Source organism: Pseudomonas sp. NPDC089422 (assembly GCF_044749405.1).
Classification (GTDB): Bacteria; Pseudomonadota; Gammaproteobacteria; order Pseudomonadales; family Pseudomonadaceae; genus Aquipseudomonas.
In genome coordinates, this window is the sequence record NZ_JBIVHW010000007.1 from 150,063 (window position 1) to 170,349 (window position 20,287).

Genomic DNA, 20,287 nt, shown 5'->3' on the forward strand with positions numbered 1-20,287 from the left:
CGCAGTACGTTGCACGCGTAAAACTTCTTTACAAAACCAATAAATAGAGAGGCTCGCATGAACAAAGGATTGATCGCTGGTGCAATGATTTCCGTCCTGGCCACCCCAGCTGTTGCTACCGAGATGACGGTCATCTCGTACGGGGGGGTCAGCAAGACCGTACAGACCGAGGTTTTCTATCAGCCGTTCGAAACTGCCCATCAGGTAAAACTGATCGCCGGTGAATACAACGGCGAGATGGGGCGTATCAAGGTCATGGTCGATACCAACAGCGTCAACTGGGACGTGGTCCAGGTTGAGGGGGACGACCTTGTACGTGGCTGCGAGGAGGGGCTGTTCGAGCCATTGGACCAGGCCCGTCTCGGCAAGCAGGAAGACTTCGTGCCGGGCACGCTGTCCGATTGTGGCGCGGGGCTGTTGGTCTGGTCGATGGCACTTGCCTACAACACCGATGCGTTGAGAACGGCGCCTAGCGGGTGGCAGGATTTCTGGGATATCAAGAAATTCCCAGGCAAGCGTGCCCTGCGCAGGGGTCCCAAGTTCAACCTAGAAGCGGCACTGATGGCCGATGGCGTACCGCGTGATCAGATCTATCAGGTGCTGGGCACGCCGGAAGGGGTGAATCGGGCGTTTCACAAGCTCGACGAAATCAAACCCTACGTCCAATGGTGGGAGGCAGGCGCACAGCCCATGCAGTTCCTCGCAAGCAACGACGTAGTGATGACCACTGCATTCAACGGTCGGATCTTCGCTGCCGAGCAGTCGGGCGCGCCGATCAAACCGATCTGGAATGGCAGCATCTACTCCATCGACTACTGGGCGATCCCCCGTGGCAGCAAGAACAAGGCACTTGCCGAAGACTTCATCGCGTTCACCTTGCGTCCCGAGAACCAGCAGAAGCACACCACCCAGTTGGGCTATGGATCGGTCAACCTGCATACCGCCGCCTTGCTCGATCCGGCTCTGGCCCGGCAACTCAATACCGCACCTGACAACATGGCGCGCTCGATGGCCGTCAGCAGCGAGTTCTGGATCGATCATGGTGAGGAGCTGCAGGAGCGCTTCAATGCCTGGGTCGCCCGTAAGGGCTGATTTGCGCCAGCATTCTAAAACTCGATGGCATGACATTCCGGTGGATCAGTGCGTCCACCGGATTTTGCGCTCTGTGACAATTAGGACGGTTGACCGAGATCTCGCATTCTTTGTGGTAATCATACTATTTCCTGAGCTCACGTCAGCTTACTCTGGGCGTGTCGTAGGAATTTGCTCGGCCAGCATCACGAACACGCGGTTGTACGAAAAAATCGTATAACTCAGATCGTAACGCCATGCCGATGTGCAGGGACTGCCAACTTGAGTCGTTCACTTTGCAGTGAGGATTTCGAACCCCGCGATAGTCGTTCGGCTAGCTAAGATTATATACAAAAATAATACGGTAACTCATACGTTTTTGCCGCGTGCCCCGTCGTGCATGATCGCGGGCTTGCATGAGTTACTTAGCATCGAGCAAAGAGACAAAACAATGTCAAACAAACAAAAGATTTCCCTCGAAGATGCCCCTCTGAACAGCTTTCACAAAAAGCTGGCCGTATACTCCTCTGGCGCCCCGTTTCTGGATGGTTATATCCTGAGTATCATCGGTGTCGTCCTTGTTCAACTTAGTCAGTCGCTGCAATTGACCGTTCTTCAAGAAGGTATGGTAGCCGCTGCTTCTTTGATCGGTATGTTCTTCGGCGGGTTTGTGGGAGGTCTGTTCACCGATAAGCTTGGGCGCAAGACACTTTATGTGTTGGTGCTGGTGGCCTTGGCCGTGTTCTCCCTGGGCCAGTTCTGGGTCAATTCCGCTGCAGCGCTTATCGTCTTGCGCTTGCTGCTGGGTGTTGCCATCGGCGCCGACCACCCGCTCGCCACCTCGCTGCTGGCCGAGTTCCTGCCAAAGAAACAGCGAGGTTCGATTCTGGCCAGCCTGGTGATGATGTGGTTTGTCGGTGCAGCCGTAGCTTACGTTGCCGGTGAATTCATCCTCCGTGCAATGGGTCCTGAAGCCTGGCGTTGGGCGTTGGCCAGTGCCGTGGTGCCGGCAGTATTGTTCCTGATCATGCGTGCTGGTACCCCTGAGTCTGCCCGTTGGTTGCTCAGCAAGGGTCGCACTGCTGAAGCAGACCAGGTCATCAAAAAAGTCTATGGCGACAAATTCTCCATCGCCGACCTGTCCGAGCCTGTGGCAGAGCGCAAGGTTTCCGTTTCCTCGCTGTTCCACTCACATTACGGGAAACGCATTTTCTTCGTCAGCATCTTCTGGACCTGCTCGATTATCCCTCAATTCGCGATCTATGCGTTTGCTCCCAAGATCCTCGCTGCGATGGGACTGACCGGAGACCTGGCTGCCTGGGGCGCGGTTGCGATCACTATCATCTTCGTGTTCGGTTGCTTGCTGGGAGTGAAGCTGATCAATCCGCTGGGTCGACGCAAAATGCTCATCCACAGCTTCCTGTGGTCCGGCCTGGCACTGCTGCTGCTTGGCCTGTTCCCTGACGGTGCTGGTCTGTTGACCTTGGCGCTGTTCGGTAGCTACGCGTTGTTCATCGGCGGTGCCCAGGTGTTGCAATACGTTTATCCGAACGAATTGTTCCCAACAGAAGTTCGGGGTTCGGCGGTCGGTCTGGCCACATCGCTTTCGCGGATCGGCGCAGCCATCGGCACTTACCTTGTCCCCATGTCGCTGTCGTCCATCGGTATCGCCAACACCATGATCGTTGCCTTCGGCATCTCGATGGTAGGCCTATTCTTCACCTGGCAGATGGCCCCTGAGACCCGCTCTCTGGACCTCGCCAAGGCGAGTGCTGCCTCGGCCTAAGAATTAGCTGCTCTTGTTGTGTCGTTTGGCGCGATTTCGAATAGAAATCGCGCTTTTTTTATAATGAAATACTGTCTTTTGAAAAACCGTCTCGTCGTTGCGAGACGGTTTTTTTGCGTTAGGAGTTTATCTGAGATTGCGCGGGTCAGGCGATAGGAGTGCGAGCATGCCCAGTTATAAGGGCCTAGGTTGAATAGTTAAATAGTATCAGAGGAAGAAAATTTCACTGCCTTTCATACTGCGGTATGAATGATGTGGAAAAATGCAGATTTATCTTGTTTGTTGGTGATTTGTTCTTGCGAAGCGTAGGTTCGTACGTTAATACATAGTCATCGGCTTGCGGTGTGTCGGTACGACACCACTATCAAAGTCGGTGCCATAAGAATAGCGATCCCGTTTCAGTCCTTCATCCTGCTGAATGTTTTCGGTGTGTTCATTCGTGAACGCGTAAACCCTGCGCATGGATGTTGCAGAACGGCAGTCATGGAGCCGTTGGCCTACACAACAACGCTTTCTATGATCCAATACTGGAGTCTCTGAAAAATGACAAAAAAAATGAGCGCTTTCAAAAAACTGGTCTTCGCAGTGGGCGCACTCGCCACCTTTGGCAGTGCCATGGTCGCCCATGCCGACCTTGCAGATATAAAGGCCCGGGGGTACATGACTGTCGCCACAGAAGACGATTACTCCCCTTTCAACTACATCGTCGATGGCAAACCAGCAGGCTTCCACGCTGACCTTCTGGAAGATCTCAAGGCTTTCGGCAAGGCACGCGGTATCGAGGTGCGCCAGGAAATCATGCCTTGGACTGGGCTGCTGGGCGGCGTCACCACTGGCAAATTCGATGCGGCTTTCACCGGTTCGGTGGTCACCGATGAGCGGCTGCGGGTCTTCGACTTCGCTCCGCCATTTGCGCCGGCCCAGCACTTCTTCGTCAAACGCAAGACTGACACCTCGATCACCGGCGACGTGAAGAGCCTGTGCGGGAAAACTGTGGGTTTACAGGGCGGTAGTTCCTTCGAAGCCCGTTTGCCGGAGCTCGACAAAATGCTCGATGTGGCGGGCTGCGAGCGCGGTGAGTTGGTGAAGTATCAGTCCTACACCGAAGCTTTTGCGGACCTTGCCAGTGGCCGTATCGACTATGCGATCACCTCTCTGATCGCGGTCAACGATGTTGTGAGGACTCGCCCTGAAGTCTTTGCCAAGGGGTTCGCGGTGTCCGGTGGAGGTTTCAATGCCTGGGCCATCCCGAAAAACAATCCGCAGCTGCGTCAGTTCTTCACCGATTTCATGACCGAGGTACGCTCGAGTGGGCGCTTGGCCGCTCTTCAAGTGAAATGGTTCGGTGAAGCCTTCCCCGACATGCCAGCACAGCCGATCACCAGTGTCAGCGAGTTCCATACCCTGGCGGGTCTCTGAAGCCTGTTCTACGTCGAGGAGCTCACCATGAATCTCGATACCTGGAAACTGTTGCTGGACGGCGCCTGGGTGACCTTATACGTCTCGGCTGCGGCCATCGCTCTGGGCGTGCCCATCGGTCTGCTGATTGCAGCAGGCAGGGTCAGCAAACTGCCGGTGCTGAGCCAGGTGCTGGCGATGTACGTGACCCTGGCCAGGGCCACGCCGCTGGTCACGTTGACCCTGTTCATCTTTTTGGCCGCGCCGTCGTTCGGCATCCAGATCAATCGTGTGGCGGCAGCGATCATGGCATTGACTGCCAACACCGCTGCCTTCAACGCGGAAATCTGGCGCTCTGCGTTCATTGGCTTCGCCCGTGAACAACGTGAGGCGGCCTATGCCTGCGGCATGACCCGGTGGGTGTTCTTCCGCCGCATCATGTTGCCCCAGGTCATCGTCAACAGCCTGCCGGCACTGGTCAGCGAAATGTCATTTTTGATCAAGGCCAGCCCAGCCGTTGCGGTGATCGGCATCGTCGACCTCACCCGGGTCACCAATCGGATCACTTCGGTTACCTATGAACCACTGCCGCCGATCTTGGCAGCTGCAGTGCTGTACATGCTCATGATCGGTGGACTGCTCAAGCTGCAACAGTTGCTCGAGTTCAAAGCCCGCCGACTGGCGGTGTAAGGAGGCGTCATGACGGATTGGCAGATTATCTGGGAAGTCAGGGACGTCTTTCTTCATGGGGTGTGGACCACCGTGCTGCTGTTCGCAGCATCGTTCACCGGCGCTTTCTTGCTGGGATGCCTGGCCCACTTTGGGTTGAGCAGCAACGCGCTGGTGCGCAGCGGGGTCAGGGGCTACATCAGTATCATGCGCATGTTGCCGTTCCTGATCCTGGCCTACCTGTTCTATTACGGTGCGCCTCAGCTGGGGTTCAGGCCTAACGCATGGGTAGCCGGTGCTGCGGCCTTGAGCCTTTATCATGGCGCCTATCTGGCGGAGATCCTGCGCGGCAGCAAGCTCACGCTGCCTGTGGGCCAGGCCGAGGCGGCGCTGGCTCAAGGGTTTCGGCGTGTGCCGCTGTATCTGCGAATTATCCTACCGCAATTGCTGATGCGTTCGCGGCCGTTGATCGGCAATCAGATGGTGTATGCACTGAAGGACACGGCCTTTCTTTCGATCATCACGTTGCAGGAACTCACCGCGGCGGCGAGCGCAGTGCAGGCCAGTTACTTCATACCGACCAATGCGTTCCTGGTGTCCATTGCCTTCTACGTGTTGTTGACCCTGCTGATTGATCTGTATGTGCAGCGATTGGCCCGTTACGGTGTTGCCCGAGGAATCGAACATGCATGACGAAGTGGTAGTCAGTATCAAGGACCTGAGCAAAAGCTTTGGCGGGATCGAGGTGCTGCGCGGTGTCAGCCTGGATGTGAAGAAGGGCAGCGTGGTCAGCATTCTGGGTTCGTCTGGCTCGGGCAAATCGACCTTGTTGCGCTGCATCAACTGGCTGGAGGTGCCGGATCGCGGCAGCATCACCATCGGGGGGCAACCCATTGGCGTAACCGAGACCGGCAAGCCGATGGACAACAAGACCCTGGCCGCAGTACGGGCACGTACAGCCATGGTATTTCAGAGTTTTAACCTGTGGCCGCACCTGACGGTTCTGCAAAATGTCACCGAAGCGCCGATCAGGGTCAGCAAAGTGCCCAAGGAGGCCGCACGGCAGCAGGCCGAAGAACTACTGCGCAAGGTGGGCATGCTCGACAAGCGCGACCAATATCCCTACACGCTGTCGGGCGGACAGAAGCAGCGGGTGGCAATCGCCCGGGCGCTGGCCATGAACCCTGAGGTGATTCTGTTCGATGAACCCACGTCGGCACTGGACCCGGAAAGGGTCGGGGAAGTGCTGCAGGTGATGAAGGGGCTATCGAACGAGGGCTACACCATGATCGTGGTCACTCACGAAATGGAATTCGCACGCCAGGTCTCCAATGAAGTGGTGTTTCTGGAGCAGGGCGTGATCATTGAGCGCGCAGCGCCACAGAAATTCTTCAACGCACCAGAGAGCGAGCGCGTCAGGAAATTCCTCGAATTGGAAGCCTGACGCAGGGCATGGGCACCGCTCGCTCGTGAGCGGTGCATCGCGGGCCTGACACTAGAACGCCCCAAGATTGCTAACGCCGTTTTGTCTGCCGTCAAGGAGGGCCGGCGACGTGCACTCTGAAGAATGTATCAGGTGCAACTAAAGGGTGTTTTGCCGGTGTGGCGAGCGCCTCTTCAAGCCTAAACTTTTGCAGGAACTTACAATGAAATTGACAACGACTGTTCCGCTCAAGCCCAGCCATTGGATGACCTCCGCCAATCTGCTGGAAAGTGCGACAACCCCCTTACAAGGAGTACAAGAGGCCGATGTGGTGATCGTCGGTGGTGGTTTCGTGGGCCTGTGGACGGCCATGACGATCAAGGAGTTGGAGCCGGACGCTCGCGTCCTTGTGCTCGAGCAGCATATCTGCGGAGGCGGCGCTTCCGGCCGCAATGGCGGTTTCGTGATGTCCTGGTGGCCGAAAATCGGTTCGCTCAAGGCATTTTGCTCGGCTGAGCAGGCCCTCTTCCTGGCCTACGCAGCGGAGGAGGCCATCAACGAGCTTGGCACCTTTTGCGAGCGACATGGGATCGATGCCCACTTCCAGCAGAGTGGCTGGTTATGGACAGCGACGACACGCCAGCACTTGGACAGCTGGAACGGCACGCTGGCGGCCTGTGCCAAGCTAGGCGTCGAGCCGTTCGAACGCCTGGATGCACGTGAAGTCGCTCGCCGCACCGGTTCGTCCGTGCACTTGGGCGGTGTGTTCGAGCGCAGCATCGCCACCGTGCAACCGGCGCTGCTGGTCAAGGGCATGCGGGAGGTGGCGCTGAAGATGGGCGTGTTGATTCACGAGCATACGCCGGTGCAGGGGATTGAGCCGGGCCGGCCGGCCACCATTACCACTCGGCACGGTCAGGTAAAGGCCAAGTCCGTCGTACTGGCAATCAACGCCTGGGCCGCGGCCTTGCCGGCTCTGGCCAAATTGATCGTGCCGGTAAACAGCTCGATCGTGGCTACCGAGCGAATGCCTGAGCGCCTGGCGGAAATCGGCTGGACCGGCGGTGAAGCGATCACCGACTCGCAGTTGCTGGTGGATTACTACCGCACCACTCAGGATGGGCGCATCTGCTTTGGCAAAGGCACCGGGGCCATCAGTTACGGCTCACGAATCGATGAGGTGTTCAGCGAGCATCAGCAAAGCATTGCCCTCACAGAAGCCGATTTGCGACGGACCTATCCAATGATCGGCGATACGCAGATCCAGGCCGGATGGTCGGGGCCCATCGACCGTACCTACGACAGCCTGCCGGTATTCGGCCAATTGAACGGATATGCCAATGTGCACTATGGCATTGGTTGGAGTGGCAACGGCGTAGGGCCCAGTCGGCTCGGCGGCCGCATCCTGGCAAGCCTTGCGCTAGAGCGCGAAGATGCCTGGAGCCGCTGTGCCCTGGTGGGACGTACCTGCCGCAGCTTCCCGCCGGAGCCGTTGAGGTACGTGGGCGGGAATTTAGTACGTAACGCAGTTTTACGTAAAGAGCGCAATGAGTTGGCCGGGCAATCGCCTGCAGCACTGGACCGCTACCTTGCGCGTTTTGCCCCGGCAGGCCTTGAAGACAAAAACTGAGGATATACGAACATGACGTTGACCAAGATCTCCACTCAGGAACCGCTTGTTTTTGGTGAAGCTGTGGGGCTGAGTCCCGCCGGAGCGGAACCGGCCGCACAGGCGCGCCTTGCGTCGAGTGTCACACTAGACGATGGACGCGGCGAAGCAGGCATCTGGCAATGCAGTCCCGGGCAATTCAAGCGAAAGGTGATGCAGGCGGAATACAGCTACATCGTGTCCGGAGAGGGCAGTTTTACTCCGCTGGGGGGGGAACCGATCAACTTCGCTGCGGGGGATGTGCTTTATTTCAGCGCCAACACCCTCGGCCTATGGGACATTCGCAGTACGGTGCGTAAGACCTATATCATCCTGAGCTGAATCAACCGTAGTGGAGTGCTGCTCATGGCCCAGCGTATCCGTGATCTTATCGCCATACCCGAACTGCGCTCGCGGATTATCGCCGGCCATCGGGGACTTGATCGTACGGTCCGTTGGGCGCATGCCTTCGAGCTCCAGGACCCGGGTGAGTGGTTCGGCAGTGGCGATGTGCTGATGACCACCGGCCTCGGCATACCCCGTCAGCCTGCGCAGCAGCGGGAATACCTTGCGCGGCTGGTCGAATGTGGTCTGGCGGGCATCATGATCGGCGAGAACATGCAAGCACCTGCCGACATGAGCGGGTTGACCGAGAGCGGTAATGCTTTGGGCTTTCCCGTAATCATGACGGATTACGAAGTGCCGTTTGCCGCTGTCACTCGAGCCATCATTGATGCTAACCAGCAAGAAGAGTACGAGCGACGCACCATCTTGGCGAATGTTTACGAGAGCGCTCGTCTGGGGATGCAAGGTTTAGGGTTACCCGCAGTACTTGAACGGTTGGCGAAAGACATTCATTGCAGCCTTTACTTAGTGACCTGCGATGACCATGAGCCATGGTCCGATGCTCTCCCAGTCCTGCCAGAATCGCTTCGTGATGCTCTCGCTCTAGGTCGTAACCGCAGCAAAGCCCAGCAGTCCATCGTTCGACGACATCAATCACCTAACGGTGAGTTACACAGCATTGAGCTGTCCAATCAACAGGGATGTCTACTCGTAATCGTTGGTGAGCACTTGCCAGATTATGCGTTGCTCCACCACCTCACCGTGGTCCTTGCGCTTGAAACCCAGCGAGTACAGGCGGATCTGGAAAGGCATCTGCGTCTCGGTTCAGAGTTGCTGGATGATCTTCTTCAACGAAGGTTGTTGGTTGAGGTAGCAGATGCACGATTGCGAGATTTTCTTCCTGGAACGTCACTTCAAAACGCGGTTATTTCAGTAGCTCGCCTGGATCATGATACGGCTCGTCGTATAGATGCTACCCTCCGAAAAATGGATATTGGTGCCTTGGTCCGACGTCAAGCCGACCAGATTTTGCTTCTACATGACCACTCACTGTTGGATGAATACGCTCAGCAGCTCGGTGTTGCCTTGGGCGCTAGCGGAAGGCTGGAAACGCCTTACAGAGTGCCTGAAGCGTTAAGGGAGGCGTGGGTCGCACATTCCCACACCCATCGCCACAGACCTGTTTGTAGCTACGCCGATTTGGAGACTGACACACCCTGGGTGCCTCGTACACCTGATGAGGCTGCAAGAGCATTCATGCATGTCCTTGGCGCAGTTCACCAGTATGACAAGGCAAACAATACGGCTCTGATCCAAAGCTTGCGAATGCTGCTGGAGGAAAACCGCTCGTGGTTGAAAGCCGCCAAGCGGCTTCATGTGCACAAACAGACTTTGGTGTATCGAATCCGGCGTGTAGAGGAGATCAGTGGGCGCTCACTTGATTGTACTGCAGATGTAGCGACGTTATGGTTCGCACTGCAAAATGCTTGGGCGATTGAAGAGGGACAATCGGGGGGCTCATGATTACGGCCCTCTCCCTGTCAATGAGCCCCTTCGGGAAGAGGCTTCGAGGGAAATGGATACTAGAAATAATATCCAATATTTCCGTAAATTTGATTTTCCCAACGGTTGCTACCGCCTGCGGCCAAACTCTGGGTGAAATCGCTCCCTCCAATGTAAGGGTCATTGCGCCCGTGCAGCCATTCCATAGCAACCCAGACCGGCCCTAGATTGAAGGAGGTCCCAAGAATCGCTCGCTGCGAGTCCTTGAAGTGTTTCTGATCTTTGTCAAACAGGCTGTAGTTGCCGTAAATCTTGACCTTCGAAAGCCACCCGAAATGCGGGGCCAGTTCATAGCTGACGTCCGCTACATAGAGGTTACCTTTAGCGGCGACATTGAACGTTGCGTCAAACCCGCCAAAACTCACTAAAGTATCGGCCTCGGGATTTTTCGGCGTCATTTGCTGGCGAGCCGCCATTGTCTGAAAACCGAGCGGGCCATGTTGTGATTTTAGATGCAGCGCAGCGGCCAAGCGCTGGCCATCGCGGTTGGTGTCGTTGTTGTGCAAAGTCGAAGAGAGTAGCGACAAGCCAACTTCGCCTTGCCATTCGCCGGCGCTGTAATGGCGGGCGAGACGTCCGACGAGGATGTCGCGTTCTTCGTTGTCGCTGCCTTGCGCTACATAGTCGTCGGCCGACGCCACGCTGGTGCCATAGGTACGACCGCCCCGGCTGGTGCCGCGGCCCTGTTGCGCGCTAACTGGATAATAGGCCGCGCTGAAGTCCCAGAGGTCGAATTTACCGACATACTTGATACCGAGGTCCTGGGTGTCCTCCAGGCCGATTACGTTGCCGAGGGTCTCGAAGAAGGTGTTGCCGAAGTAGCCGCCCAAACCGAAAGGGATGTCTGTTTGGCCGACCTGGAGCTGGTGCGCGGGAGAAAACTTGTAGCCTATCCAGGCATGCTCGAAGAAGGCGATGTCGCCGATATCATCGGTATATCGATAGGGGTAGGCATTGCCATACAAACGATATTGCGCAGAGCCGATCCACTGCTCCGAGTTGTAGTCGGCGCGCAGGATGAGGGTGTCGAAATCGAACTTGGAAATATCCCGGTCCGGATCGATGTCGAGCCTGCCGCGTATTGCGCCGCCGACATCCAGGTTCTCGGTAATGGGGACGGCCCAGACCGGTTTCGGTTGAACGAGCATGGCGAGAAATGGTAGCGCCAGGACAACGCGTTGAGTATTCATGAATCGCTCCGGAATTATTGTTTTTAGGGCGATGATGTGTGGCTTGGGGTAGGTATGACGAGGCACAGCGGCGCCGTGGCATCGCATCAGGCGACACCAGGGCCACTGTGTGGAAGGGGTGGCTTAGAAACCTGCCCCCGGTCGGGGGCAGGAGAGAGCAAGCTCTGTTCAGCCTCTCAAGGCAGAGGTGGCGGCCTCGTCGACTTGAAGCGTGAGTGGGTCGATGACCACGCCGTAATCACGTTTGGCCGTTTCGATGCTGATGTACTCGTCGAGCACGTCTTCCAGTACTTCTGCAACCGTACGCTTGCGAGGGTTACCCCAGCCGCCACCGCCGGTGCTTTCGAACATGAATACGTCGCCCGCCTTGAACTTGTGCGAGGCCAGCAAAGGGCTTGTCCACGAACCGTCGCTGGCGATGCCTCCAATAACCTGAGCTGAGCCATTGGCATGGAGATGAGTGGCGCGTTGCACTGCGCTAGGCAGGCCGCCCGCAGCACCTGGGCTGCCCTCTAGCGTACGTGAGGTTTCCATGCCCAGCTCACCGCCGCCAAGGAAGCGCACTTTGAAGGTGGCGCCCAGGCCACCACGGTGCCGGCCTGCACCTGCCGAATCGCCACGCAGTTCGAAGGCCTCGTAGGCGATAGGGAAGAACAGCTCGGCGGTTTCGGCCGGCATGTTCATGCAGTTGCCCAAGGGGTCCATGGTCACGCTCATGCCATCGGCATAGGGCGTGCCTCCCCAGCCGCCGGCTGGCAGGTCAGAGAAGACATCGGTTTTGCCGTCAGGTGATGTGCAGCTCGCGACAAACCAGTTGCATTCCGAGCAGGTTGAGCCGGTAATCTGCTCTGGGATCGCTTTGGCCAAGGCCTGCCAGATGGCGCTGGTGATTTTCGATGATGTGAGGGTGGTGCAACCGATTGTCGGCGCCGGCCACTGCGCGTTCAACCAGCAGCCTTCGGGAAGCACGACCTCAATAGGGTTGAACATACCCTGGTTCTGCGGTGCATCGGGCGCCAGGAAGAACTGCAATGAATAGAGTGCTGCTGAGATGGTGTTGGCACGCGGCGAGTTGATTGCACCCTGACAGATAGGGTCGGTACCAGCAAAGTCGACTTTGATCGAGGTGTCCTTTATCTCCAGCGTTACTTTGAGCTTGACGCGTTGATCGGTAATACCATCGGTGTCCGCGTAGTCCTCGGCCTCATAGATGCCGTTGGGAATCTTGCGAATTGATTCGCGGATCATGCGCTCGGTGTAGGCCTGAATCTTCTTCATGGCCTTCTTCACAATCTCGGCGCCGTAGCGATCACAGGCGCGTTGCAACTCCTGTTCTGCGCCTAGGAGCGCACCCAAGTGGGCCTGAAGGTCACCCTTGATGAAGTGCGGAGTGCGCGAGTTATTGAGGATGATCGCGAGCAAATCTTCGTTGAGCTTACCGCCGGAGTAGATCTTCAAAGGCGGCAGCCGTAGACCCTCTGCGGCAATGTGAGTACTGAACGCCTGGCCACCAGCTCCGCCGCCACCGAGGTCCATCCAGTGCCCACGGCTGACGCCGTAGCCGATCAGTTCTTGCTTGTAGAAAATCGGTTTGATGAAGGAGATGTCGTTGATGTGGGTGCCACCGCGATAGGGGTCGTTGACCACCATAACGTCACCCTCAAGCACGTTCTCGCGACCAATGGTTTTTACCGCTTCCTCAGCGCTGAATTTCATCGCAGCCAAGTGCACAGGGCAGTTCGCCGCCTGGCTCAGTAGCTGGAGGTCGGCATCGTAAATGGCGTTCGAGAAGTCCAGCATGTCTGCCAGAATCGGTGAGAACGAAGAACGTTGTAGCACGGTGGCCATACGGTCGCTGGCGTATTCGAAGATGCTGCGCATCACCTCGAAGGTGATTGGGTCGATGTCGTTGTCGACGTCATGACCAACTGGTTGCTTGCTCATAGTGGGCTCCTTATTTTTATTTTTCGATGTCAATGACCAGGGCGCCCATCGCATTTACATGCGCATGGGTGTTTGGTGGCATCACGGTGCAGGCATGTTCGTACTCGATGATCGCGGGCCCCTGAATCTTGTGCTTGGTGCCCAGGGCTTCACCGTCGTAGACCTTGCACTGCGTCCACTGGCCATCGAAATACACATCGCGAACTGTCTTCACAGCATCGCCTTCGGTGGCGTTAATCAGGTCGACCGGTGGTGGCGAATCCATCCGGCCGATGGCGGTGACGCCGAAGGAGACGAATGCCGGAGCGAAGTCGTCGGAGCTGACACCGAACTCCTGCTTGTGCGCGGCGTGGAATGCATGTTCGATACTCGGCAGGCACTCGGCGGTCAGTGCGCCAGCGGGGATCGGCGTGTCCACTTCATAGGACTGGCCGACATAGCGCATCTGCGCGGTGCGGATCAGCTCGATGTCGTTGTCGTCGTCGATGCCTTGTTCGCGCAGGACCGCCTTGGCCTTGGTTTCCAGCTCGGCGAGCATTTCGTTGATCTTGCCGAGGTCGGCTTCCTTGACCGGCGAGTAGTAGAAGCGTTCGAGGTCCTGGCGCAGGTTCATCGCGGTGGCGCCGAAGGCCGAGGCGACCCCGGCATAGGGCGGCACGATGACCTTGGGTATGTTCATCGACTTGGCGACGATGCAGGCGTGCAACGCACCTGCACCGCCAAAGCTGGCGAACACGAAATCGCGTGGGTCGCGTCCCCGGGCGACAAGGATCTTCTTCACGGCCTGGGCCATGTATTCGCAGCCGATGCGGATCATGCCTTCGGCGGTTTCTAGCGGCGACAGACCGATTTCCTTGGCAAGCTGGGTCATGGCCTTGTCGGCGGCCTCGATGTCGAGGTCGAACTTGCCGCCAAGGGTAGGCTCCAGACGCCCCAGCAGCAGGTTGGCGTCGGTGATGGTCGGTTGCACGCCGCCCCGCCCGTAGCACACCGGGCCCGGCTCGGAACCTGCACTTTTCGGGCCGACGCGCAGCGAGCCGCCCGGGTCCACCCAACCGATCGAGCCGCCACCGGAGCCCACACTGTGGATGTCGAGCATCGGCACCACAATCGGCACTTCCCATTCCAGTTCGTGGTCACGGGTGATCAGGCCCTTGCCATGCTCGACGATCGACACGTCGAAGCTGGTGCCGCCCACGTCGGTGTGCAGGATCTTGTCGAAGCCACTCAGCTCGCAGAGGTAGGCCGCATAGGCCACGCCGCCCGCCGGACCGGATTCGAGCATGTCTTCTGGGTGCAGCCGTGCAAGCTCTGCCGACATCACGCCGCCGCTGCTCTTGAGGATCAGCAGCTTGCCGGTGAACTGGTGCTGGCGCAGGCGCGACTCCAAGTCGTCCATGTACTTCACCATCACTGGCATGCACGCTGCGCGCACCGCAGTGGTAGTGAAGCGCCCGTGTTCGCGGAACACCGGGCGGGTCTCCCCGGACAGCACCACATGCACGTCGGGGCAATGCTCGAGCAGGATGTCGCGCATCTGTTCTTCGTGGCGGGTGCTGGCATAGGAGTTGATGAAGCCGATGCCGACAGACTTGATGCCTGACGCCTTGATCTTCTGCGCCACCTCGTGGGCGACGCTGATGTCCAGCGCGCGTTCGCTCTCGCCACGGACGTTGGTGCGCTCCGGGACGGTATAGCGGAAGCGCCGCTTGATGATCGGTTTTGGCTTGGTCTGGTACGGATCGTACAGATGCTCGCGGTGCTGGCGGCCGATTTCCAGAGTGTCGCGGAATCCTTCAGTCGTGATGAAGGCCGCATCAGGATAGCTGCGCTCGATCAGGGCGTTGGTTGCCGTGGTCGTGCCGTGCATGAGGTGCGAGATATCAGCAATCTCGATGCCAGCCTTTTCGATCGCCTCCAGAACCGCAATGGAGCGATCCTGTTTGGTGGTGAGCACTTTGGCTGTCACCTGCTTGCCTGATTTGTCTTCCCAGGCGAACAAGTCAGTAAATGTACCACCTACGTCAACGCCAACTCGCCACATACGATGTTCCTCCAGCTTTCGATTTTTTGTTTTGTTTGAAACCTGCCCCCCTAAATTCATACGGAATGCCCGCTGCCTCAATCAGACGGAACCAACAAATGATGCAGGTCGCTCATACATTCGTACTAGCTATGCCGCTTGCACCTGTGTCGCTCAGACAGAATCTGTTCGCTTGCCAATAACAGTGTGCAATTTGAAGCCAGCATCCGCGGCATTGGACGATGAATGACCTGTCCTTCTTTCATACGATCGCATGAGTGGGGGTGTCATTTTCCTAATTGCGTTTGATTGTCCAGGGCCACAGGCCTTAACAAACTGGTCGTGACCGTTTCGACCACCTGGGGCTATCACAATGAAACTAATACCCACCCCGCCTTTGAAGCGCAGCTTCTGGATGGAATCCTCTGATTTCGAAGCAGCGATCTCTCCAACCTTGAGAGGCAATCATGAAGTTGATGTGCTGATCATTGGCGGCGGCTTTGTTGGGCTATGGACCGCAATGACGCTGAAGCAACTGGAGCCTGATGCTCGAGTGATGATTCTTGAGCAAGATGTCTGTGGAGGAGGGGCTTCTGGCCGCAACGGAGGATTCGTCATGTCTTGGTGGCCGAAAATTGCCACCCTACGAGCCTTCTGTGATGAGAACCAAGCACGTTTCCTTGGCGAGAAGGCGGAAAGGGCGATCTACGAGTTAGGCGAATTCTGTGCGGAGCATGGGATTGATGCCCACTTTCAGCAGAAAGGTTGGCTCTGGACTGCTACTACACCGCAGCATATCGATACCTGGAACGGCACGTTGACAGCTTGCGAGAGGCTCGGAGTGCATCCGTTCGAGCGGTTGGATGCCGAACAGGTCGCTCGTCGCACGGGTTCTGCTGTTCATTTGGCAGGTGTATTCGAGCGGAGTAATGCCACCGTCCAACCTGCATTGCTTGCGCGAGGCATGCGTCGAGTGGCAATTGCTCAAGGCGTGGAAGTTTATGAGCGCTCGGCAGTCACGAAAATTATGCCGGGCCAGCCTGCCCAGGTTTTGACCCAACAGGGCGCGGTGATCGCACGGAATGTGGTGTTGGCTACTAACGCTTGGGCAGCCCAACTGCCGGAGTTGGCTCAGATGATGGTCCCGGTGAACAGTTCAATCGTGATTACCGAAGCAATGCCAGCGCGGTTGGCAAGTGCTGGCTGGGCAGGGGGGGAGGCGATCACCGACTCGCAGTTGATGGTCGATTATTACCGAACCACGCGGGATGGGCGCATTGCTTTTGGCAAAGGAACAGGTGCGATCGCTTTTGGGTCCCGGATTGGCCCAGTGTTCAGCGATGATCGGGCAAGCCTGGAACTTACCAAAGCGGACCTGCGGCGAACGTATCCTGAGTTTGATGATGTTGGTCTGACTCATGGGTGGTCGGGACCCATCGACCGTACCTATGACAGTCTGCCGGTATTTGGTTGCCTCAATGGCAGCCCAAACATTCACTACGGCATTGGCTGGAGCGGAAACGGTGTAGGGCCGAGCCGGCTTGGTGGGCGCATTCTTGCCAGCCTTGCACTGGGCAGGAATGACGATTGGAGCCAATGCCCACTCGTGGGGCGAAATTGTCGTCGATTCCCGCCTGAGCCGATTCGTTACTTGGGCGGGTCGATGGTGCGCAATGCTGTCCTTCGCAAGGAAAGGGCTGAACTCGGAGGAAAGGTAGTATCTGGCGTTGACCGCTTCCTGTCACGTTTCGCCCCTGCTGGTCTCGAAGACAAGGGTTGAGCAGATAGTGTCAATCATAGGCATCAGCTATCTGATTATCGACTAAGTTTTCCTTTATTGGGCATTCCCTCTCCCTCGCTGAGCGTCCTGCCGTTGAGAGGGAAGTCCAGGTTTTCACCCGCTAAGCGTTAATTGTCAATCATTCACCCGCACCAGCGATATCACCAGACCTGAGTGCAATCCACAGTACCGCGACATCCTCGGTGCTGTCCAAAGAGCGGCCAGTGATCTCTTCGATTCGACGTATTCTGTAAACAAGAGTCTGCTTGTGTACGTTCAGCTGCTGTGCAGTTTTTTGCCAAGAGCGGTTGTGCTCAAGGAACGTCCTTAGGGTTTGGTTGAATTGCGTGCTCTGCTGCAGATCGTAATCGAGCAGCGAACCGAGAACGTCACGGTGCAAGCGTTGAGCCTCATCCAGGCTATCTGGAAGCCAAGGTGCTGTCGTGTGGGAACTGCCGTAGTGGACCAAGGGGCGCTGAACACTTGCATGCGCGAGTGCTAGGCGTGCTTCACGTAAAGTTTCGATGATCCTCCCGGGATGCCCAAGAGCATTGCTCAAACCCAGTGGACAGCCCAGTGACTTCTGGATCACCTCTGCCGCATCGCTCGAAACCAGGAGGAAAATCAATTCATCCCCTTGGCTACGTAGCAAGAAGTCTTGTCGTTGCCTAAGGAGCTGATGTTGCCAGCCTGTAGGAAGCTCATTGGCTGGCCGGGCCAGAGCCAGCACCGCATGCTCCACTGTTCCAAGGATTTCTTGCAAGCGCTCCTTCCCGGCACGCTCGGCAATGCGCTGTTGAAGCAGGTCGTCGAGAAGTTCAGAACCAAGCCGTAACTGGCGCTCCTGCTCCGCTTGAAGGCGTTCGAGTTCAATCCCAATGACTGCTGCGACATGATGAAGGAGGCCATAGTCGAGCAAATCGCCACTCGTAGCCAAAATCGAGCAAGAGGGTTGCGTGGGCAAAGCCATGACCATGGCTTCATCATTGGTGTCTGCGCGTATGCAACGCAGAACGGCCGGTTGAGCGCCACGGAGCTCTTGTCTGCGGCTGAGGGTTGCCTGTCTCCAGGTTTCCGGAAGGGTTTGCAGATTTCCCTGCCAAGGGGCCAATTGCTGCGTGTCGAATAGATACAAGCTGGAGCGCACGTCTTTACCCAACCGCTCCAGGAGTGACGCGACACCAATGCCTCTCAATCCCATGCGGGCGCTTTCATAGACCCTGCTGACTGCATTCTGGCGTTCGAATTCTTGCTGCCTGTCCGCATCGACGATAGCTCGAGTTACCGCCGAAAAGGGGATGGAGTAATGCGTCATCAAAACAGGAAAACCGCGATCGCTCGCGGCTTCGCACAATGCGCTCAGGTCCGCCGGCGCTTGCATGTTTTCGCCGATCATCAAGCCTGAAACTTTTGCGTGGATCAGCCGTTCCAGGTACTCACTCTGGGCGCCTGGTTCAGCTGGAATTCCTATGCCTGTCGTCATAAGAAGATCGCCTTCACCTAGCCACTCCGTTGGGTCCGCCAGTTCGCATACATGTGCCCAGCGTACCGTTAGAGCGAGGCCCTCTGTGCCAGTGAGTAAGCGAGTTCTCAATGAACTGTTGTTGATGATGTCGCTTATGGTGAACTTCATGAGCAATTCCGGCTAAGAGGAGGGTTCAGCGGCCACGGTATCGTAGTGAAAGAACAAGGTCCCAGAAAGCCGCGCAAGAGCTTTCTGTGCCATGCGTTCCTAATCCTTCAGGGCGGCCGAGCGCTATGCAGGTCAAGCGCGCAACGCGTCCAGCAACACCTTCACCTTAGTCGACTGCTCTCGATGTCTCAGGAACGCCACGAATACTTCGAACTCATCGAACTCTAACCCAGGAAGTACCTCGACGAGGTCTCCACGCTGTAGTTGTTTCTCGACTAGATAGCATGGCAATACTGCCAAGCCTGCTCCATTCAGCGTCAGAGTGCGCAACGATGTGGCATCGCTGACGCTTATGCGAGGTTTGATTTCCAGATTTGTCCGGGTACCTTGCCATGAGACTTGGAAGTTCAGGGCAGGCGCGTAGACACGCTGAGCCAGCCACACGTGTTTGGTCAGTCCGGCCAGTTCGCTCACACAATCATGTTGCGCCAGGTAGGACGGTGATGCACACAGAACAGGCTTGAAGCTCATTAACTTTACATATCTCACCCCTGATTGAGCTGGTGAGGCGAGGCGAATCGCCACGTCGAATTCCCCATCAAGCAGATCAACGTAGCGATCGGAGAGGTCCACTTCAAACCGCAGGCGTGGATAGTACTTGGAGAGCCGGGCAAGCCTAGGAAGAACGTATGCGCGTCCAAATGCAGTTGGCATGGTAACCCGCAGCAGCCCCTCGGCGCTGAGTAGTCCGCTCTGCAATTTCGAGTCGGCGGCTTCAAGCCTAGTTACAACCTCGCGCAGATCCGCTGCGTAGGATTGTCCCGCATCGGTCAGTGCCACTTTACGGGTGGTTCTCAAGACCAGCTGATGCCCAAGCCGAGCTTCTAAATTGGTGATCCTGCGGCTGACAGTTGACTGGGCTATTCCCAGCTCTCGAGCTGCTTGGCCGAAACTCATCAGCTCAGCAACGGTTAGGAAGGCTTCTACCTCTGAAAATGACGATATTTTCATCGAGTTTCCGCATAAGTGATATCTATAGATGGTTATTCTAATCCGTAAATTGCAAAGATAGCATCACTGTAACCCTCCAGGACAACGGTGAAGCTATGCATGCTGTGACGGAAGCTGTACTACATAGACACTCCACACGAGCCTTCGAACCGCGGCCCGTGGATTTCGATCTGCTTCGCGAACTGATTGACGTCGCCCGCTACTCTCCTTCAAGCGGGAATCTGCAACCTTGGAAAGTCGTAGCGCTTACTGGGCATGCACTCCAGCTCCTCAAAGACGAAGTCGCGGACACCCTTCGTCGAAGCCCACGTGGGGAGGGCATGGGTTACCCGATTTATCCAGAAAATCTCACCGCTGAATACCAAGCCCGTCGCGCACAGTGTGCGGAGGACCTCTATGCCACGCTGGGGGTGACTCGTGGCGACCGGGAAGGTCGAGGCAGGCAATTCGCCCGTAACTTCAGATTTTTTGACGCCCCTGTCGGCATCATTCTGGCCGTCGACAAAAGTATGGGGTCCGGCCAGTGGGCGGACCTAGGGATGTTCCTGCAAACGTTAATGCTGCTCGCGCGCGAACGGGGGCTTGCTACCTGCGCCCAAGCGTGCTGGACACTCGTTCATCAAACCGTCGAGCGTCATCTCGAACTACCCGAAGAACTCATGGTGTTCTGCGGTATAGCACTTGGGTACCCCGATACAGCACACCCGATCAACACACTGCGCACTGAGCGCGCCTCACTCGATGAAATTGCCGAGTTCAGAGGCTTCAACATCTAAAGCCCTATCCCTCTTGCCATTCGATTG

At 56.9% G+C, this 20,287-nt stretch carries 16 protein-coding genes; 11 read left to right on the forward strand and 5 right to left on the reverse strand.

Annotation, left to right across the window (positions count from 1 at the left end; genetic code table 11):
- The first annotated feature begins 57 nt into the window (after nucleotides 1-57).
- The 9 genes from ACIPZ8_RS15140 to ACIPZ8_RS15180 all read left to right on the forward strand — a co-directional run bounded on the left by ACIPZ8_RS15140 (nucleotide 58) and on the right by ACIPZ8_RS15180 (nucleotide 9,864).
- Nucleotides 58-1,092, forward strand: coding sequence for an ABC transporter substrate-binding protein (locus ACIPZ8_RS15140; protein WP_400724471.1), 1,035 nt, complete (start codon nucleotides 58-60; stop codon nucleotides 1,090-1,092).
- A 430-nt stretch (nucleotides 1,093-1,522) separates the two neighbouring features.
- Nucleotides 1,523-2,857 (forward strand): MFS transporter, encoded by a 1,335-nt coding sequence (locus tag ACIPZ8_RS15145; protein WP_400724474.1) that lies wholly within the window; start codon nucleotides 1,523-1,525, stop codon nucleotides 2,855-2,857.
- A 555-nt stretch (nucleotides 2,858-3,412) separates the two neighbouring features.
- Nucleotides 3,413-4,276 carry a transporter substrate-binding domain-containing protein gene (locus ACIPZ8_RS15150; protein WP_400724476.1) on the forward strand — a complete coding sequence of 288 codons (864 nt, stop codon included), beginning with the start codon at nucleotides 3,413-3,415 and terminating at the stop codon, nucleotides 4,274-4,276.
- A gap of 27 nt (nucleotides 4,277-4,303) precedes the next feature.
- Nucleotides 4,304-4,945, forward strand: a complete 642-nt coding sequence (locus ACIPZ8_RS15155) for an amino acid ABC transporter permease (RefSeq protein ID WP_400724479.1) — start codon at nucleotides 4,304-4,306, stop codon at nucleotides 4,943-4,945.
- Nucleotides 4,946-4,954: 9 nt separating this feature from the next.
- Complete coding sequence (locus tag ACIPZ8_RS15160; RefSeq protein WP_400724482.1) at nucleotides 4,955-5,617, forward strand: amino acid ABC transporter permease; 663 nt, start codon at nucleotides 4,955-4,957, stop codon at nucleotides 5,615-5,617.
- Entirely contained in the window at nucleotides 5,610-6,368 is a 759-nt protein-coding gene (locus ACIPZ8_RS15165; RefSeq protein ID WP_400724485.1) for an amino acid ABC transporter ATP-binding protein, read from the forward strand. The genes ACIPZ8_RS15160 and ACIPZ8_RS15165 overlap by 8 nt, the downstream gene beginning before the upstream one ends.
- A 202-nt stretch (nucleotides 6,369-6,570) precedes the next feature.
- The gene (locus tag ACIPZ8_RS15170) at nucleotides 6,571-7,977 is read left to right on the forward strand and encodes an NAD(P)/FAD-dependent oxidoreductase (protein WP_400724488.1); all 1,407 of its coding nucleotides are present in this window, start codon (nucleotides 6,571-6,573) and stop codon (nucleotides 7,975-7,977) included.
- 12 nt (nucleotides 7,978-7,989) lie between these two features.
- Nucleotides 7,990-8,337, forward strand: a complete 348-nt coding sequence (locus ACIPZ8_RS15175; RefSeq protein ID WP_400724491.1) for a cupin domain-containing protein — start codon at nucleotides 7,990-7,992, stop codon at nucleotides 8,335-8,337.
- Between the two features lie 24 nt (nucleotides 8,338-8,361).
- Nucleotides 8,362-9,864: a PucR family transcriptional regulator gene (locus tag ACIPZ8_RS15180; protein WP_400724494.1), complete on the forward strand. Its 1,503-nt coding sequence runs from the start codon at nucleotides 8,362-8,364 to the stop codon at nucleotides 9,862-9,864.
- A 59-nt stretch (nucleotides 9,865-9,923) separates the two neighbouring features.
- Here the strand turns inward: ACIPZ8_RS15180 and ACIPZ8_RS15185 are convergent, their stop codons facing one another.
- The 3 genes from ACIPZ8_RS15185 to ACIPZ8_RS15195 form a co-directional block, all read right to left on the reverse strand.
- Nucleotides 9,924-11,093 carry a hypothetical protein gene (locus ACIPZ8_RS15185; protein WP_400724497.1) on the reverse strand — a complete coding sequence of 390 codons (1,170 nt, stop codon included), beginning with the start codon at nucleotides 11,091-11,093 and terminating at the stop codon, nucleotides 9,924-9,926.
- A 168-nt stretch (nucleotides 11,094-11,261) separates the two neighbouring features.
- Nucleotides 11,262-13,037, reverse strand: coding sequence for a hydantoinase B/oxoprolinase family protein (locus ACIPZ8_RS15190; RefSeq protein WP_400724500.1), 1,776 nt, complete (start codon nucleotides 13,035-13,037; stop codon nucleotides 11,262-11,264).
- 16 nt (nucleotides 13,038-13,053) lie between these two features.
- Nucleotides 13,054-15,141, reverse strand: a complete 2,088-nt coding sequence (locus ACIPZ8_RS15195; protein WP_400724503.1) for a hydantoinase/oxoprolinase family protein — start codon at nucleotides 15,139-15,141, stop codon at nucleotides 13,054-13,056.
- Nucleotides 15,142-15,433: 292 nt separating this feature from the next.
- Between ACIPZ8_RS15195 and ACIPZ8_RS15200 the strand changes: the two genes are divergently transcribed.
- A complete protein-coding gene (locus ACIPZ8_RS15200) occupies nucleotides 15,434-16,840 on the forward strand; it encodes an NAD(P)/FAD-dependent oxidoreductase (RefSeq protein WP_400724506.1) in 1,407 nt (468 codons plus the stop codon).
- 139 nt (nucleotides 16,841-16,979) lie between these two features.
- Here ACIPZ8_RS15200 and ACIPZ8_RS15205 read toward each other — a convergent pair whose 3' ends face one another.
- Both ACIPZ8_RS15205 and ACIPZ8_RS15210 read right to left on the reverse strand, forming a co-directional pair.
- Complete coding sequence (locus tag ACIPZ8_RS15205) at nucleotides 16,980-18,473, reverse strand: PucR family transcriptional regulator (RefSeq protein WP_400724509.1); 1,494 nt, start codon at nucleotides 18,471-18,473, stop codon at nucleotides 16,980-16,982.
- A gap of 132 nt (nucleotides 18,474-18,605) precedes the next feature.
- A complete protein-coding gene (locus ACIPZ8_RS15210) occupies nucleotides 18,606-19,484 on the reverse strand; it encodes a LysR family transcriptional regulator (RefSeq protein ID WP_400724512.1) in 879 nt (292 codons plus the stop codon).
- 95 nt (nucleotides 19,485-19,579) lie between these two features.
- On the opposite strand from ACIPZ8_RS15210, the gene ACIPZ8_RS15215 reads away from it, so the two are divergent.
- Entirely contained in the window at nucleotides 19,580-20,260 is a 681-nt protein-coding gene (locus ACIPZ8_RS15215; protein WP_400724515.1) for a nitroreductase, read from the forward strand.
- The last annotated feature ends 27 nt before the right edge of the window (nucleotides 20,261-20,287 follow it).

Excerpts from the sequence above, each read along its gene's own strand:
- ACIPZ8_RS15175 (WP_400724491.1), top strand. The coding sequence starts at position 7,990 with ATGACGTTGACCAAGATCTCCACTCAGGAACCGCTTGTTTTTGGTGAA.
- ACIPZ8_RS15195 (WP_400724503.1), bottom strand. The coding sequence starts at position 15,141 with ATGAATTTAGGGGGGCAGGTTTCAAACAAAACAAAAAATCGAAAGCTG.
- ACIPZ8_RS15185 (WP_400724497.1), bottom strand. The coding sequence starts at position 11,093 with ATGAATACTCAACGCGTTGTCCTGGCGCTACCATTTCTCGCCATGCTC.
- ACIPZ8_RS15200 (WP_400724506.1), top strand. The coding sequence starts at position 15,434 with ATGAAACTAATACCCACCCCGCCTTTGAAGCGCAGCTTCTGGATGGAA.
- ACIPZ8_RS15190 (WP_400724500.1), bottom strand. The coding sequence starts at position 13,037 with ATGAGCAAGCAACCAGTTGGTCATGACGTCGACAACGACATCGACCCA.
- ACIPZ8_RS15140 (WP_400724471.1), top strand. The coding sequence starts at position 58 with ATGAACAAAGGATTGATCGCTGGTGCAATGATTTCCGTCCTGGCCACC.
- ACIPZ8_RS15160 (WP_400724482.1), top strand. The coding sequence starts at position 4,955 with ATGACGGATTGGCAGATTATCTGGGAAGTCAGGGACGTCTTTCTTCAT.
- ACIPZ8_RS15145 (WP_400724474.1), top strand. The coding sequence starts at position 1,523 with ATGTCAAACAAACAAAAGATTTCCCTCGAAGATGCCCCTCTGAACAGC.
- ACIPZ8_RS15170 (WP_400724488.1), top strand. The coding sequence starts at position 6,571 with ATGAAATTGACAACGACTGTTCCGCTCAAGCCCAGCCATTGGATGACC.
- ACIPZ8_RS15215 (WP_400724515.1), top strand. The coding sequence starts at position 19,580 with ATGCATGCTGTGACGGAAGCTGTACTACATAGACACTCCACACGAGCC.
- ACIPZ8_RS15210 (WP_400724512.1), bottom strand. The coding sequence starts at position 19,484 with ATGAAAATATCGTCATTTTCAGAGGTAGAAGCCTTCCTAACCGTTGCT.
- ACIPZ8_RS15180 (WP_400724494.1), top strand. The coding sequence starts at position 8,362 with ATGGCCCAGCGTATCCGTGATCTTATCGCCATACCCGAACTGCGCTCG.
- ACIPZ8_RS15205 (WP_400724509.1), bottom strand. The coding sequence starts at position 18,473 with ATGAAGTTCACCATAAGCGACATCATCAACAACAGTTCATTGAGAACT.
- ACIPZ8_RS15150 (WP_400724476.1), top strand. The coding sequence starts at position 3,413 with ATGAGCGCTTTCAAAAAACTGGTCTTCGCAGTGGGCGCACTCGCCACC.
- ACIPZ8_RS15165 (WP_400724485.1), top strand. The coding sequence starts at position 5,610 with ATGCATGACGAAGTGGTAGTCAGTATCAAGGACCTGAGCAAAAGCTTT.
- ACIPZ8_RS15155 (WP_400724479.1), top strand. The coding sequence starts at position 4,304 with ATGAATCTCGATACCTGGAAACTGTTGCTGGACGGCGCCTGGGTGACC.